The organism is Streptomyces sp. Inha503 (assembly GCF_047215865.1).
GTDB classification, from domain to species: Bacteria; Actinomycetota; Actinomycetes; order Streptomycetales; family Streptomycetaceae; genus Streptomyces; species Streptomyces lycopersici.
This window is the reverse complement of the sequence record NZ_CP178360.1, coordinates 1,602,008-1,616,508: the sequence shown is the minus strand read 5'-3', so window position 1 is coordinate 1,616,508 and position 14,501 is coordinate 1,602,008. Positions and strand designations below refer to the sequence as shown.

14 protein-coding genes are annotated in these 14,501 nt (G+C 72.0%); 3 read left to right on the top strand and 11 right to left on the bottom strand.

Annotated elements, in window-relative coordinates:
* Positions 1-2 precede the first annotated feature (2 nt).
* The 7 genes from ACJX2R_RS06635 to ACJX2R_RS06605 all read right to left on the bottom strand — a co-directional run bounded on the left by ACJX2R_RS06635 (position 3) and on the right by ACJX2R_RS06605 (position 7,019).
* Entirely contained in the window at positions 3-1,346 is a 1,344-nt protein-coding gene (locus ACJX2R_RS06635; RefSeq protein ID WP_413099236.1) for an ABC transporter substrate-binding protein, read from the bottom strand.
* Positions 1,347-1,564: 218 nt separating this feature from the next.
* Positions 1,565-2,563: a LacI family DNA-binding transcriptional regulator gene (locus ACJX2R_RS06630; protein WP_413099235.1), complete on the bottom strand. Its 999-nt coding sequence runs from the start codon at positions 2,561-2,563 to the stop codon at positions 1,565-1,567.
* 81 nt (positions 2,564-2,644) lie between these two features.
* Positions 2,645-3,076: a hypothetical protein gene (locus tag ACJX2R_RS06625; protein ID WP_413099234.1), complete on the bottom strand. Its 432-nt coding sequence runs from the start codon at positions 3,074-3,076 to the stop codon at positions 2,645-2,647.
* A 77-nt stretch (positions 3,077-3,153) separates the two neighbouring features.
* Positions 3,154-3,876 carry a DUF1775 domain-containing protein gene (locus ACJX2R_RS06620; RefSeq protein WP_413099233.1) on the bottom strand — a complete coding sequence of 241 codons (723 nt, stop codon included), beginning with the start codon at positions 3,874-3,876 and terminating at the stop codon, positions 3,154-3,156.
* A gap of 61 nt (positions 3,877-3,937) precedes the next feature.
* Positions 3,938-5,485: an MFS transporter gene (locus ACJX2R_RS06615; RefSeq protein ID WP_413099232.1), complete on the bottom strand. Its 1,548-nt coding sequence runs from the start codon at positions 5,483-5,485 to the stop codon at positions 3,938-3,940.
* 118 nt (positions 5,486-5,603) lie between these two features.
* Entirely contained in the window at positions 5,604-6,092 is a 489-nt protein-coding gene (locus tag ACJX2R_RS06610) for a MarR family winged helix-turn-helix transcriptional regulator (RefSeq protein WP_413099231.1), read from the bottom strand.
* Between the two features lie 72 nt (positions 6,093-6,164).
* Positions 6,165-7,019 (bottom strand): LysR family transcriptional regulator, encoded by an 855-nt coding sequence (locus ACJX2R_RS06605; RefSeq protein WP_413099230.1) that lies wholly within the window; start codon positions 7,017-7,019, stop codon positions 6,165-6,167.
* Positions 7,020-7,087: 68 nt separating this feature from the next.
* Between ACJX2R_RS06605 and ACJX2R_RS06600 the strand changes: the two genes are divergently transcribed.
* Positions 7,088-8,071, top strand: coding sequence for an EamA family transporter (locus ACJX2R_RS06600; protein WP_413099229.1), 984 nt, complete (start codon positions 7,088-7,090; stop codon positions 8,069-8,071).
* A 97-nt stretch (positions 8,072-8,168) separates the two neighbouring features.
* On the opposite strand, the gene ACJX2R_RS06595 is transcribed toward ACJX2R_RS06600, so the two are convergent.
* From ACJX2R_RS06595 to ACJX2R_RS06580, 4 genes are all read right to left on the bottom strand, one after another.
* Complete coding sequence (locus ACJX2R_RS06595) at positions 8,169-8,948, bottom strand: nucleotidyltransferase domain-containing protein (protein WP_413099228.1); 780 nt, start codon at positions 8,946-8,948, stop codon at positions 8,169-8,171.
* Between the two features lie 216 nt (positions 8,949-9,164).
* On the bottom strand, positions 9,165-10,658 hold the full coding sequence (locus ACJX2R_RS06590) for an MFS transporter (RefSeq protein WP_413099227.1): 1,494 nt from the start codon (positions 10,656-10,658) through the stop codon (positions 9,165-9,167).
* A complete protein-coding gene (locus tag ACJX2R_RS06585) occupies positions 10,655-11,296 on the bottom strand; it encodes a TetR/AcrR family transcriptional regulator (RefSeq protein ID WP_413099226.1) in 642 nt (213 codons plus the stop codon). The genes ACJX2R_RS06590 and ACJX2R_RS06585 overlap by 4 nt, the downstream gene beginning before the upstream one ends.
* Before the next feature lie 94 nt (positions 11,297-11,390).
* A complete protein-coding gene (locus ACJX2R_RS06580; protein ID WP_413099225.1) occupies positions 11,391-12,308 on the bottom strand; it encodes a LysR substrate-binding domain-containing protein in 918 nt (305 codons plus the stop codon).
* Positions 12,309-12,458: 150 nt separating this feature from the next.
* On the opposite strand from ACJX2R_RS06580, the gene ACJX2R_RS06575 reads away from it, so the two are divergent.
* Both ACJX2R_RS06575 and ACJX2R_RS06570 read left to right on the top strand, forming a co-directional pair.
* Complete coding sequence (locus ACJX2R_RS06575) at positions 12,459-12,959, top strand: hypothetical protein (protein WP_413099224.1); 501 nt, start codon at positions 12,459-12,461, stop codon at positions 12,957-12,959.
* A complete protein-coding gene (locus tag ACJX2R_RS06570; protein ID WP_413099223.1) occupies positions 12,956-14,467 on the top strand; it encodes an FAD-dependent oxidoreductase in 1,512 nt (503 codons plus the stop codon). The genes ACJX2R_RS06575 and ACJX2R_RS06570 overlap by 4 nt, the downstream gene beginning before the upstream one ends.
* The last annotated feature ends 34 nt before the right edge of the window (positions 14,468-14,501 follow it).

Here is a 14,501-nt window from a genome sequence, read left to right as displayed (position 1 = left end):
GGTCAGCCCCGGGCCAGAATGCTGTCGATCTTGCCGGAGGCTTCCTTCAGCAGCTGGTCGGCATCGGCGTCCTTCTTGGTCAGGACGGCGGAGACGACCCCGTCGAGCACGGAGTAGATCTGCTGGGCATGCGGCGGCTCGATCTTCATCCGCAGTTTCTGGTTGCCGTCGAGGAAGGTCTGGTAATTGCCCACGGGGACATTGGCGTTGGCCTTCTTGATCCGCTGGTCCCTGGTGTCGGCGGCGCCGGTGAACAGCCGTGGCTCGGGCAGGCCCACCGGGGCGTGTCGCTTCTTGGCGCGGACGTAGTCGCCGAGGAAGCCCTTGCCCGGGGTGAGGAACATGTGGTCGAGCCACTTGAGGCCGGCCCGGATCTGGGCGGGCGTGTCCTTCTTCTGGAACATATAGCCGTCGCCGCCGATGAGCGTGGCCTTGCCACCGGGCATGGGGGCGATGGCGAGGTCCTTGTAGTTGCCGCCCTTCTCCTTCACCAGGATCGGGAGGTTGTCGGGCGCGGCCAGATACATGCCCAGCTTGCCGGAGCCCATCAGCTGCTGGGCGTCGTTGATGACCAGGAGCTGCTTGCTGCCCATCGAGTCGTCCACCCAGCGCATGTCGTGCAGGTTCCGCAGGACGGCCCGCGCCTCGGGGGTGTCGATGGTGGCCTTCTTGCCGTCCGCGCCGACGACGTCGCCGCCCTGTGAGTACAGCTCGGCCGTGAAGTGCCAGCCGCCCTGGTTCTGGGCGCTGTAGTCCGCGTAGCCGATCGTGCCACCGCCCAGCTTGGCGATCCTCTTGGCGTCGGCGCGGACCTCCTCCCAGGTCATCGGCGGTTTGTCGGGGTCGAGTCCGGCCTTCTCGAAGAGCTTGCGGTTGTAGATCAGACCCATGGAGTAGCCGGTGCGCGGGATGCCGTAGATCTTGCCGTCGACCGTGTAGATGTCGCGCAGCTGCTTGCTGAGGGTCGGGTAGCTCTTCAACTCCTTGACGTACGGAGTGAGATCGGTCGCCTGATTGATGTCGACCACATGTCCGGCATCGGTGAAGTACGTGTAGAAGACGTTCTCCATCTGACCCCCGGCCAGCTTGGCGTCGAACGTCTTGGGGTCCTGGCAGGGAAACGCGTCATGCGCGACGACGTCGATGTCCGGGTTCTGCTTCTCGAAGGAGGCGATGTCCTCCTCGAAGAACCTGCGGTCGACCTTGGCGCTCTTGGGCGGCATGCAGTTGACCGTGATACGCGTCTTTCCGCCCGCCGAGCCGTCGCCCGACCCGCCGCAGGCGGTGAGGGCGAGGGAGAACGTGCTGAGCGCGATGAGAGTACGACGGAACCCGGTGCTTCTCATGGGTGGACCCCTCTGTACAGGAGCAGGGAAGCACCACGGCCGCGAGCGGGGCGCACACAACCGTGAGTGCGCCGCACACTCAAGCACCGACGACATCGGCCCGCAAGATGTCGCGTAGATTCTGTAATTATTCAACTGCACTGCGAATCAGATGGATTGAGCCTGTCGGCGGCCTCTCGACCACCCTTTTGATCACCCCTCGACGGTCCTCCGCCTCCTCACTCCCGCGGCGCCTGGGCGGTGGAGCCGCGCACCACCAGCTCCGGCTCGAACAACAGCTCCTCGGCGGGCACGGCCACCCCGCCGATCCGCGAGTTCAGCACCTCCACCGCCGCCCTGCCCATGGCCTCGATGGGCTGGCGGACGGTGGTCAGCGGCGGCTCGGTGCAGTTCATGAACGCGGAGTCGTCGTAGCCGACCACGGACACCCGCGACGGCACGCCGAGCCCCTTGCGGCGCGCCGCTCGTATCGCGCCCAGGGCCAGCGGGTCGCTGGCGCAGATGATGCCCGTGACGCCCCGGTCGATCAGCCGGGAGGCCGCGGCGTGGCCGCCCTCGATCGAGAAGATCGCCCGGGCCACGAACTCATCGGGGAGGTGACCGGCGATCGCCCGCGCGGCGGCCAGCTTGCGCGCCGACGGCATGTGGTCACCGGGCCCGAGCACCAGCCCGATCCGCTCATGGCCGAGGGAGGCCAGATGCCGCCATGCCTGCTCCACGGCCACGGCGTCGTCGCACGAGACGGCCGGGAAGCCGAGGTGCTCGATGGCCGCGTTGACCAGCACCACGGGGATGTTGCGCTCGGCGAGCTGCCGGTAGTGGTCATGCGGTGCGTCTGCCTGCGCGTACAGCCCGCCCGCGAACACCACCCCGGAGACCTGCTGTTGCAGCAGCAGGGCCACGTAATCGGCCTCCGAGACCCCGCCCCTGGTCTGGGTGCACAGCACCGGAGTCAGCCCCAGCTGGGCCAGCGCCCCGCCGATGACCTCGGCGAACGCCGGGAAGATGGGGTTCTGCAACTCGGGCAGTACCAGCCCCACCAGCCGGGCCCGGTCGCCCCGCAGCTGCGTGGGCCGCTCATAGCCGAGGACGTCCAGCGCGGACAGCACCGCCTGCCGGGTGGCTTCGGAGACCCCGGGCTTGCCGTTGAGGACCCGGCTGACCGTGGCCTCGCTGACCCCCACCTTCTTCGCCACTTCAGCAAGTCGTCGCGTCATGCACGCAAGCATAGCGCAAGAATTGCAAGTCGCTTGCGTAAGGGGGCCGTCGAAGGTGCGATATCAGTCGAAGGTGCGATATCAGGAGCCGAGCCGGCCGCCGGTCAGCCGTGCCAGCGGGCGGCGACGACGAGCCGCGCGCCTGCGCAGGACCACCGCGGTGGTGGCGCCCGCCGCGGCGGCACCGGTACCGGCGACGGTTGCCAGGACCTTCCGCGCCTTGATCGCCATCCAGGCCGAACCCGCCGCCGATGCGGCCCTCTTGGGCGCCTCGGTGGCCACGGCGCGACCGGTGGTCATGGCCTTCCCGGCGGCCACTTGGGCCTTGTCGGCGGCGACATGAGCGGTGTGCGCCGCGGTCGTCGCCGCGCCGGTCGCGGCGGTCCTCGCCGTGGTCTCAGCCCTGCCCGCGGTGTCCTTGGCCTTTTCCGCGGTCTCCTTCGGCCTCGTGGCGGTGGCCTTCGCGTTCACGTTGGAGCTCCGGGTAGTGTGTGCGTTCTTCTTCTCGGTCATGTTCACCGCGTTACCACTCGCCCCGGCAGCAAACCCGCGCTCCGCTCGGCGTGGCGAGGACCCCGATGGCCCTCGGATCATTCCGTGTCCGACCCGCCCGAGCCGCGCCGCTGCTGGAACAGCACAAACCCTCCGGCCAGGGCGAACAGACAGACGCCGACGATGATGCCCACGGCGGGCCACGCGGATCCGCCGTCGGAGGTCGCGGCCTTCGAAGGCTCCTTGCCGTCCGGGCTCGGCGCCCCGCGCTCCGGCTTCGGGGAGGGCGAGGCCGAGGGCGAGGCGTCCGGGGTGGCGCCGGCGGCCGCGGGCTTGAGCTTGAGCAGCGGGGCGGGATTCTCCGGCTCCGGCTCTCCGGCGCGGGCCACCTCGATCCACCGGGACACCTTGCCGCCCTCGTAGGTGTCCACGGATTTGAAGGCCAGCGATGTGGCATCGGGCAACTGCCGTACGACGACGCTGTGTTCGGCGTTCTCGCCGGGTGCGAGCGCCGGGCCGCCGACGGAGTAGCCGTCATCGGTGGGCTTCAGCTTCCAGCCCTTCGGCGCCTGCTTCAGCCTCACATCGCCGGGGTCGATGCCCTTGGGCAGCACGGTCCGGATCTCGGTGAAACCGGCCCCCTGGTCCTCCGCCTCCGACTCGAACGTCAGCGTGACGTTCTTCGCCAGGGCGCGGGAGTCGGAGGCGCTCACCTCGGTGTGGGCCAGGGCGGGGGCCGCCGTGGCGAGGGCGAGTGCCGAGGTGGCGACGGCCAGGGCGCCGATCCACCGCGGGCGGCACGGCAGACGATGTGCTTTCACGGTATCTCTCCTCGTCCAAGGGGCGGACACCCGAGCCCTCCTCACCGGTCACCCGGCGCACTCACCAGGTGCGTTCACATTCCCCGGTACGTACGGCCCGGGCGCGATGTTCATCGTCGCCCAGGCCGGAAGCCCGCTTGCCACGCGGGGGGCCGGGCTTCGTCTCGGCGCCGTTCGCCGGGCTCTTGGCGGGTCCTCGCAGTATGGTGAACGCCACCGCGAAGGCCGCCACGATGAGCCCAGTGCCGACGGCGAAGGCCAGGTGGTAGCCGCCGGTCAGCGCCTCGGCCCGGCCCTCGCCCCGGACGAGCAGGGCGTCCGTGCGGGAGGCGGCCAGGGTGGACAGCACCGCGACGCCCAGTGCCATGCCGATCTGCTGGGTGGTGTTGAACAGCCCGGAGACGAGCCCGGCGTCGTCCTCCTTCGCGCCGGACATTCCAAAGCTGGTCAGCGCCGGGAGCGCCAGCCCGAACCCGGCGGCGAGCAGCATCACCGGGAGGAGGTCGGGTACGTACCGGGCGTGTACGGGGACGCGGACGAGCAGGCCGAGGACGCCGGTCAGGAGGGCCAGCCCGGTCAGCAGCACCGCGCGGTCGCCGAAGCGGGCGCTGAGCCGCGCGGAGACGCCGAGGGACACCGCGCCGATGGCGACGGCGGCCGGGAGCATGGCCAGACCGGTTCCGGTGGCGTCGTACCCCAGCACATTGCGCAGATAGAGGGCGACGAGGATCTGGAACGAGAAGAGCGCGGCCACCATCAGGAGCTGGACCAGATTGGCCCCCGCCACCCCGCGCGACCGCAGGATCCGCAGGGGCATCAGCGGGGTCCGGGCGGTGGCCTGGCGGACCAGGAACAGGGCGATCAGGAGGATCGAGACGGCGCCGAGGGCGAGTGTGCGCGCCGCCGTCCAGCCGTAGTCCGCCACCTTGACCACGGTGTAGATGCCCAGCATCAGCCCGGCCGTGACGAGCAGGGCGCCGAGGGCATCGGCGCCGGCCGCGAGGCCCGGCCCGCGGTCGGCGGGCAGGACGGGTATGGCGACCGCGAGCGTCAGCAGCCCGATCGGCAGATTGATCAGGAAGATCCAGTGCCAGCCGAGCGCGTCGGTGAGGAGCCCGCCGAGCACCTGGCCGATCGACGCTCCGACGGCGCCGGTGAAGCTGAACACGGCGATCGCCCTTGACCGTTCGGCGGGTTCGCTGAAGAGCGTGACGAGGATGCCCAGGCTGACCGCCGAGGCCATCGCGCTGCCGACGCCCTGGAGGAAACGTGCGGCGATGAGCACCGCGGGGGAGGTTGCCACGGCCGCGAGCAGCGAGGCCGCGGTGAACACCGCGGTGCCGACGAGGAATACACGCTTGCGGCCGATGAGATCGCCGATACGGCCGCCGAGCAGCAGCAGACCGCCGAACGCGATCAGGTAGGCGTTGACGACCCAGCTGAGCCCGGCGGGGGAGAACCGCAGATCGCTCTGGATGGCGGGCATGGCCACGGTCACGATGCTGCCGTCGAGGATCACCATCAGCATGCCGGTGGCGATGACCCCGAGGGCCAGTCGGCGTGAAGGGGGAACGCGGGGAGATGGTGGGGCGGAAGAGGTGGCGGACATGCGGACACTCCTGTCAGTAGGCGCGACAGGAGTGACCGTAGCAGATGGTTTTGTTGCAGACTATTTGTTTCGGACCTGCCTAAGGGGTTGCGTGGCGGGCCGTACGGGTGTCTCCGCTCTACTTCTCGCGCTGCCGCGCCCTCCGGGCCGGGCGGGGGCTCTCCGCGGGCGTGGCCAGATGCCCCTCGGACAGCCGGGTCAACGCCCTTACCAGCGCGGTGCGTTGGGTCTCGGGGAGCGCTGTCAGCGCCTCGCGGTGGACGCGGTCCACGATCTCCTGGCTCCGCTTCGCGATCCGCGCACCCTCCTCGGTGACCGCGATGATCCGGGCCCGGCGATCGTGGGTCGAGGCACGCCGCTCCGCGAGGCCCGCCGTCTCCAGGGCGTCCACCGTCACCACCATCGTGGTCTTGTCCATGTCGCCGATCTCGGCGAGCTGCGCCTGGGTGCGCTCCTCCTCCAGGGCGTGGACCAGTACGCAGTGCATCCGTGACGTCAGCCCGATCTCGGCGAGCGCGGCCGACATCTGGGTGCGGAGGACGTGGCTGGTGTGGTCGAGGAGGAACGACAGATCGGGTTCGGTCTTGGTGGGCGCCATGGCGGTCATGTGGCCCAGGGTAACAATTCGATCCGTACTGGATTATCCGGAACGGTCCATATGTAGGGGTGGGGTCAGGGGTCAGCCGTTGCGGTAGAGAGTGGTGAGCAGTTCGACCGCGGTCTGGGTGGCGGGGTGCGGGTCGTCCCGCCACCAGGCGAGGCGTACCGCGATCGGCTCGGCGTCGCGGACCGGCCGGTAGGCGATTCCCGGTCTCGGATACTGGTTGGCGGTGGACTCCGCCGTCATGCCGACGCAGCGGCCCGCGGAGATCACGGTGAGCCAGTCCTCCACGTCGTGGGTCTCCTCCGTGGCCGGCCGGGAGTCGGGCGGCCACAGCTCCGCGGTGGTGGTGCCGGTCCTGCGGTCGACCAGCAGGGTGCGCCCGCTGAGGTCGGCCAGCCGGACCGAGCGGCGCCTGGCGAGCGGGTCGTCGGCGGCCACGGCGCACAGCCGCCGCTCCAGCCCGACGATGGCGGAGTCGAAACGGCGCTCGTCGAGCGGTCTGCGCACCACGGCCAGGTCGCAGGCGCCCTCCGTCAGCCCCGCGGTGGCGGAATTGACGCGCACGAGGTGCAGCTCCGTCTCGGGGTACGCCTGGGCCCAGCGGCGCTGGAAGGCGGGGGTGTGGCGGCCGAGCGCGGACCAGGCGTAGCCGATCCGCAGACGGGCGTGGCCCGAGACGGCCTCCCGGATCAGCCCGTCCACCTCGGCCAGCACCCGCCGGGCGTGTGCCACCACGCGCAGCCCCGTGCCCGTCGGGGTCACCTCGCGGGAGGTACGCCGCAACAGCCGGGTGCCCAGGGCGCGTTCGAGCGTGGCCACGGCCCGGGACACGGCCGCCTGGGAGACGCCGAGCGCGATGGCGGCGTCGGTGAAGGTGCCCTCGTCGACGATCGTGACGAGGCAGCGCAGTTGCCGCAGCTCCACATCCATACGTCCAGCGTATAGATGGAGAACCAAACGCATTTTGCGTATGCATGGGCCGGACACACGATCGACGCATGCGACTCGCCCCCGCGTCACGCACCCCGGCCCCACGAGCGACGGAGATCGCGCACCGGACCGCTCCGACCCCTGCCGACGCCGACCCGGTGCCGGGCCTGGATCCGAGCCTGGAGCGGGGCCCGGCCCCCGACCTTGAGCAGCGGCCGACCGGACGGCGGTTCGCCGGGGTGGCCACGATGATCGGCAGTGGGCTGTCCAACCAGACCGGCGCCGCGATCGGATCCCAGGCCTTCCCCGTCATCGGCCCGGTCGGGGTCGTCGCCGTCCGCCAGTACGTGGCCGCGATCGTCCTGCTGGCCGTCGGCAGGCCCCGGCTGTGGACCTTCACCTGGTGGCAGTGGCGGCCGGTGGTGGGGCTCGCCGTGGTGTTCGGCACCATGAATCTGTCCCTCTACAGCGCCATCGACCGCATCGGCCTCGGCCTGGCGGTGACCCTGGAGTTCCTCGGCCCGCTGTGCATCGCGCTCGTCGGCTCACGGCGCCGCGTGGACGCCTGCTGCGCGCTCGTCGCGGCGGCCGCCGTGGTGACCCTCATGCGCCCGCGCCCCTCGGCCGACTATCCGGGCATGGGGCTGGGGCTGCTGGCCGCCGTGTGCTGGGCGTCGTACATCCTGCTCAACCGCACCGTGGGGCGGCGGGTCCCCGGCGCCCAGGGATCCGCGGCGGCCGCGGGGATCTCCGCGCTGATGTTCCTGCCGGTCGGGATCGCCGTCGCCGTCCACCGGCCGCCGACCGTGAGCGCCGCGGCGTACGCCATCGTCGCGGGCGTCCTCTCCTCGGCCGTGCCGTACCTCGCGGACCTGTTCACGCTGCGCCGTGTGCCCGCCCAGGCGTTCGGGCTCTTCATGAGCGTCAACCCCGTCCTGGCCGCGCTGGTCGGCTGGGTCGGCCTGGGACAGGGCCTGGGGTGGACGGAGTGGATCAGTGTGGGCGCCATCGTCGCGGCCAACGCGCTGAGCATCCTCACCCGGCGCGGGTGACCAGCGGGGTGGCCCGGCGCCTCGGACGGCCCGGCCCCGGGGACGGAGGCGCGCTCCGCCCCCGGGGCACCGCTCAGGCCGTCCCCAGGGCCACCGCTCAGCCCGTGGCCTCCGCGGCCTCCGTCGCCTCGAACAGCGCCTCCGCGGCGGTGATCGCCTCGGCCAGGGCGGTGGGCTCCGGCCGCAGCCCCGCCACGATCGTGTCGACGGCACGCAGGTCCGCCCGCTGGAGGAGCCGCTTCTCGTTGGTCACCCACTCACCGCGCGCCGCCAGCACCGCGTGCGCCGTCTGGAGGGCGGAGGTCGCCAACGCCCCGGCGACCTCGGTGGCCTGGCCACGTGCCACGTACGCGGCCGAGGCGTACCGTAGGGTCAAGGCCGCGCGCTCGCGCCACACCGGGGGCGCCGCCTCGCGCAGCGCCGCCGGGTACTCGGGCCGGGGCAGGGAGCCCCGCAGCACCTGGTTGATGGCGAGTTCGGCCACCACCAGATAGCTGGGGATGCCCGCGAGGTGGAACATCAGCGGCTCCCAGTGGAAGCGGCCCTGCCGCGACTCGGCGAGTTCGTGTTCCACCACATCGAGGTCGCGGTAGTGGATGTCCACGCGCCGTCCGTGGATCGTCAGCCAGGCGCCTCCGTTGAAGACACCACCGCCCCACTCGCCGAGCCCGGAGACCTCGCCCTCCCAGCCCACGGCCCGCAGCGCGGCCGGTTCGAAGCCGCCCCGGTAGTACAGGGCCAGGTCCCAGTCGCTCTCCGGGGTGTGGGTGCCCTGCGCACGCGAGCCGCCGAGAGCGACGGCGCGCACGGCGGGCAGGGCGGCGAGTCGCTCGGCGACATCGTCGAGGAACATGTCGTCGGTCATGTCGTCAGTCATGCCGTCGGTCATACGGATTCCGATCGTGTGAAGTGAATGACGGGTGCCGCGGGCACACCGAACACACGCCGGAGCACGGGCTCGAACGGCGGTATTGGTACGGATCGGTGTGCCGGGTCATCACTCCATGCCGCCGACTTTACTCGTCACCGTCCTTGTGGCTGTACCCCGTCGCGGCGAACCAGGACGCCGACCTTCTCGAAGTAACGCTTGAGGTCAAGCGCGCCGATCGGCCTTCGCGGGGCCGGCGGACGCGGGAGTGGGTGCGCCGGGGCGCTTCCCGGCCGTGGCGATGGGGATGTCCCGCATGAGGAGCAGTGCCCCGAGGGCGAGGAGCCCGGCCGCGCCGCCGCTCCAGGCGACGGTGGAGCCGATGGCCGTGGCGGTGGGCGCGGCCGCGCCGGAGTGGGCGATCAGGGACTGGGCGCCGGCCAGGCCGACCGCGCCACCGATCTGCTTGGTGAGCGCGGAGCCCGCGGTGGCGGTGCCCATGTCGGCACGCGGGACGGCGTTCTGGGTGGCGATGGTGAGCCCGCCCATGGCCGGTCCGGTGCCGAGTCCGACGAGCAGCAGCAGAACGGACGTCAGCGTGAGGGGCGTCGTGGCCCGCAGGGCGGCGAAGGCGGCGGTACCGACGGTGAGCAGCCCCGCGCCGATCAGGAGGACCGGTTTGACGTGCCCGCTGCGCAGCACGGTGGCGGCGGTGAGCCGGTTGCCCAGGGTCATGCCGATGAGCAGGGGGAGCAGCAGCAGACCGGAGGCGGTGGCCGAGTGGCCGCGGATGTGCTGGAAGTACAGCGGCAGGAAGATCCCCACCGGCACCGCGGCGACCTGGAAGAAGAAACCGGCGGTCAGCAGGGCGGTATAGGTGCGGTGCCGGAACAGCCGCAGGGGCAGGACGGGGACGGCGGCCCGCCGCTCGACCGGTATGAGCGTGGCGAGCAGCGCCAGACCGCCGAGCAGACAGCCCAGCACGGCCGGGTCCGTCCAGGAGGGCGCGTGTCCGGCGGTCGCGTTCCCCTTGAGGCTGAGGCCGGTCAGCGCGAGCGAGAGCCCGGTGGCGAGCAGGAGGATCCCCGCCAGGTCGAGCCGGCCGGACGGCGGGGTGGCGGGACGCCGGTCGGGCAGGGCCAGGGCGATGACGGCGCCCGCGGCCAGCCCGAGCGGGAGGTTGAGCCAGAACGCCCAGCGCCAGCCGATGTGGTCGGCGATCAACCCGCCGAGGAGCGGGCCGCCCACCATGCCCAGGATCATCATGGCGGCCATCGCCGTCTGCATCCGGATCAGCCCCTGGGGGCGGGACGGCGGATGGAGGTCGCGGACCAGCGCCATGCCGAGGGTCAGCAGGGATCCCGCGCCCAGGCCCTGGAGCGCGCGGGAGAGGATCAGGGCGGGCATCGAGGCGGACAGGCCGCAGGCGATGGAGCCGGCCAGGAAGACGGCGAGCCCGCCGATCAGCAGCCGGCGGCGACCGTGGAGGTCGGAGAAGCGGCCGTAGACCGGCACGCTGACCGAGGAGGTCAGCAGATAGGCGGTGACGAGCCAGACGTACCAGGAGTCCCCTCCGCCGATCTGCTCGACGATGCGGGGCAGCGCGGTGCCGACCACGGTGCCGTCCAGCATGGCCAGGAAGGCGCAGCCCAGCAGGGCGAGGGTGACCAGGGTCCGGCGGCGTGGCGGGAGCGCTTCGTACGCGTCGGGTGCGGTCACCGGGCCTCCCCGGGGGCCGCGAGCGCGCCGTGCAGGAAGAGGTCCACGACTTCCTCGGTGGTCAGCGGGTCGGGGGCGCCGAGGCGCCCGGCCGACATCAGCGTCAACTGGAAGGCGTCGGCGAGCCGTTCCGGGGCGAGCCGGAGGCGGTCCCGGTCGGGTTCGAACAGCGCGGCCAGCGCCGCGCGCGGCCGGACCAGGCTCGCCTCGCGGTCCGGGAGGCGGCCGTCCTTGCCGGGCTTGGGCGCCATGCGCTCCAGCCGCCCGGCCGCCGCGAGCGCCCCGGCGACCGCGCCGATGCGGCCCATGTGACCGCGCACCACATCGGCCGCCTCGGCGAGCCGGTCCGCCAGCGGCTGGTCCAGGGCGATCGACTCAAGATGGGCCACGGTGTCATCGGGCCGTACGGCCTCGGCCATACAGGCCGCGAGCAGGGCGTCCTTGTCCTCGAAGACCCGGAAGATGGTGCCTTCGCCGATGCCCGCGGCCCGGGCGATCTTCGCGGTCGTCACGGAGGCGCCGTATTCGACGACGAGGGGGAGCGCCGCGGCGACGATCATCGCGCGGCGCTGATCGGGATCCATGGCCGGTGCGCGGCGACGGGGCGGGGTTGAGGGGTTCTCTGCCTTCTCTGTCATGGGGGTACCGTACGGAGTGAGTACTCACTCCGTCAATGCGCGGCATGCGGCCACAAGGGGAGTGGCGGTGAGACATTCGGCTGCGCCGCCGCGGTCAGCGCGCGGCGAGCAGGGTCCGGCGCAGGGCGCGGCCCGCTTCGGACGGGGGATGGTTGCGCGAGGCGGCGAGGCCGAGACCGTGGAGCGGCGGCGGATCGGCGAGATCGACCTGGGTGAGGCCGGGCTGCGAGGCGATGGCCTCCTCGGCCACGAAGGCGAGCCCGAGACGCCGCCGGACCATGGTCAGGGCGGTGGTGGTGTCCACGACCTCCAGCGCCACGGTGCGCTGGACCCCCGCGGTGCCGAAGAGGCTGTCGACGATGGTGCGGTCGCCCCACCCCGTGGGGAAGTCGATGAAGCGGCGGTCGGCGAGGTCGGCGTAGGTCACGCCATGGGCCTCGGCGAGGGGGTCGTCGGCGCGGCAGGCCAGGCCGAGGCGTATCCGCGACACATCATCGATGATCAGATCCGGGCCGAGGACGGCGGGCCCGTGCGGGGGTACGGGCAGCAGCATGAGGTCGAACCTGCCCTCGCGCAGGGCGGTGGCGTGTCCGGCCAGCGGACCGGTCGAGTGGCGCAGCCGCACCACGACATCGGGATGCTCGGCCTGAAACGTGCTCAGCGCCCCGATCAGGTCGAACGAGCCGGTGGACAGGACCGTCCCGAGCGTGACCGTACCGCTCAGCCCCCCGGTGAGACGGCCCATGTCATCGCGCGCCCGCTGCGCCTCCGCGAGCAGGATCCGGGCCCGCGCCAGCAACGTGCGCCCCGCGGTGGTCAGCTCCAGGGTGCGGTGCGAGCGGTCGAAGAGCGCGGTCTGGAACTCCTGCTCCAACCGGGCCACGGCGGCGGAGGCCGCCGACTGGACGACGTGTTCCCGCTGGGCGCCGCGGGTGAAGCTGCGCTCCTCGGCCACCGCGACGAAGTACGCCAGCTGCCGGAGCTCCACCGTCATCTCCATTCGCGATGCCACACAGCACACATCATCGTTGGACACGATACCCATGGGCCCGCCACCGTGGAGGGGAAGCGGAACGCCCCGGCCGAACGGCCCGGCTCGGCGCCGCGTACCTCCAACTTCCCCCTGCGCCAACGCACTTCACCACGGAAGGCATCCATCGTCATGAGCGTCTCAGCCATCCAGATCGGGCTCCACCCCGATGCCATCGACTACGAGGCGCCGGAGTTCGCCGCCTTCGCCGGTCTGACTCGGGAGAGGCTGCGCGCGGCCAACGACGACAACCTCGCCCTGCTGCGCGACGCCGGATACGAGGCGGACGGATGTCAGATCGACTTCGGGGAGACCGCCCTCGACACCATCCGCGCCATGCTCGGCCGCAAGCGCTACGACGCGGTCCTCATCGGCGCCGGGATACGGCTCACCGCGGGCAACACGCTGCTCTTCGAATCCATCGTCAACCTCGTCCACACCGCACTGCCCCAGGCGCGGTTCATCTTCAACCACTCCGCCGCGGCCACCCCCGACGACATCCGCCGCCACTACCCCGACCCGGTCTCCGCCGTGCCCCTCGACATCCCCCGCGACCTCGAGGAGGCCGCGATGAAGAACCCCGGGAACGCCGCCCGCCCCGAAGCCGCCCACGGCCCGAGGGAGACGCGGTGACGGCCCCGGCCCGGCCCGGCGAGGAGGCGAACCCGGAGCCCCACCCCACGGATGTGCTCGTCGTCGGCGGTGGGCCGACCGGAATGACCCTGGCCGGGGATCTGGCCCGGGCCGGACGCGCGGTCACCGTGCTGGAACGCCGGCCGGCGATCCATCCGTCCAGCCGTGCCTTCGTCACCATGCCCCGCACCCTGGAAGTCCTCGACAGCCGAGGTCTGGCCGACGGCCTCCTGGCCGAGGCGAACACCACCGAAGCCGTGCACCTGTTCGCGGGCGCCACGCTCGACCTGACACATCTGCCCTCCCGCCACCGCTACGGGATGATCACCCCGCAGACCAATGTGGACCAGGCGCTCGAACGCTACGCCCGCGACCAGGGCGCCCAGGTGCTGCGCGGCACCGAGGTCACCGGCCTCGTACAGGACGCGGACGCGGTCACCGTCACCGCGCGCCCCTACGGCGGCGGACCCGCGGCCACGTGGCGAGCCCGGTACGTCGTGGGGGCGGACGGGGCACACAGCACCGTCCGCGACCTCCTCGGCGCCGACTTCCCCGGCAAGACGGTCCTGACCTCCGTGGTACTGGCCGATGTCCGCCTCACCGACGGCCCGGCGGGAAACGGGCTCACCCTCGGCAACACCCCCGGGGTCTTCGGCTTCCTCGTGCCGTACGGGAAGGCGCGTCCCGGCTGGTACCGGTCGATGACCTGGGACCGCCGCCACCAACTGCCCGACAGCGCCGCCGTGGAGGAGGCGGAGGTCACCCGGGTACTGGCCGAGGCCATGGGACGTGACGTCGGGGTCCGTGAGATCGGCTGGCACTCCCGGTTCCACTGCGAGGAACGCCAGGTCCGCTCGTACCGGCACGGCCGGGTCTTCCTCGCCGGGGACGCCGCCCACGTGCACTCCCCGATGGGCGGCCAGGGCATGAACACCGGCATCCAGGACGCGGCCAACCTCGCCTGGAAGCTCGACCTCGCCCTCGGCGGCGCCGACCCCGCCATCCTGGACACCTACCACCGGGAGCGCCACCCCGTCGGCCGCCGCGTCCTGCTCCAGAGCGGTGCCATGATGCGCGCCGTCACCCTCGGGCCGCGCCCGGCGCGGTGGCTGCGCGACCATGTGGCCCCGGCCCTGCTGGGCGTCGGCCGGGTGCGCGACACCATCGCCGGAAGCTTCACCGGCGTCACCCTGCGCTATCCGCGCGGACGGCGCCGGCACGCGCTGGTGGGCACCCGCGCCACCGAAGTCCCCCTCGCCGAGGGCCGGTTGACCGAACTACAGCGGACCGGTGGCTTTCTGCTGATCCGCGAGAGGGGCGCGTCGCGCGTCGAAACCACGGTGGCCCAGGCCGAGCGCACCGACTCGGGCCCCGCCCTGCTGGTACGCCCCGACGGCTATATCGCCTGGGCGGGGCCCGGTGTCCGTGGGCACGGCCCCGACGGCTGGCACACCACATGGCGGGCCTGGACCGGCCCGGCCGCCGAGGCGGTCCGCGCCGGGGGCTGAACAGGGGTTGGAGGGATGGCGCCGGGCGGGCGGC

Excerpts from the sequence above, each read along its gene's own strand:
- ACJX2R_RS06575 (WP_413099224.1), top strand. The coding sequence starts at position 12,459 with ATGAGCGTCTCAGCCATCCAGATCGGGCTCCACCCCGATGCCATCGAC.
- ACJX2R_RS06630 (WP_413099235.1), bottom strand. The coding sequence starts at position 2,563 with ATGACGCGACGACTTGCTGAAGTGGCGAAGAAGGTGGGGGTCAGCGAG.
- ACJX2R_RS06585 (WP_413099226.1), bottom strand. The coding sequence starts at position 11,296 with ATGACAGAGAAGGCAGAGAACCCCTCAACCCCGCCCCGTCGCCGCGCA.
- ACJX2R_RS06595 (WP_413099228.1), bottom strand. The coding sequence starts at position 8,948 with ATGACTGACGACATGACCGACGACATGTTCCTCGACGATGTCGCCGAG.
- ACJX2R_RS06600 (WP_413099229.1), top strand. The coding sequence starts at position 7,088 with ATGCGACTCGCCCCCGCGTCACGCACCCCGGCCCCACGAGCGACGGAG.
- ACJX2R_RS06605 (WP_413099230.1), bottom strand. The coding sequence starts at position 7,019 with ATGGATGTGGAGCTGCGGCAACTGCGCTGCCTCGTCACGATCGTCGAC.
- ACJX2R_RS06610 (WP_413099231.1), bottom strand. The coding sequence starts at position 6,092 with ATGACCGCCATGGCGCCCACCAAGACCGAACCCGATCTGTCGTTCCTC.
- ACJX2R_RS06635 (WP_413099236.1), bottom strand. The coding sequence starts at position 1,346 with ATGAGAAGCACCGGGTTCCGTCGTACTCTCATCGCGCTCAGCACGTTC.
- ACJX2R_RS06615 (WP_413099232.1), bottom strand. The coding sequence starts at position 5,485 with ATGTCCGCCACCTCTTCCGCCCCACCATCTCCCCGCGTTCCCCCTTCA.
- ACJX2R_RS06625 (WP_413099234.1), bottom strand. The coding sequence starts at position 3,076 with ATGACCGAGAAGAAGAACGCACACACTACCCGGAGCTCCAACGTGAAC.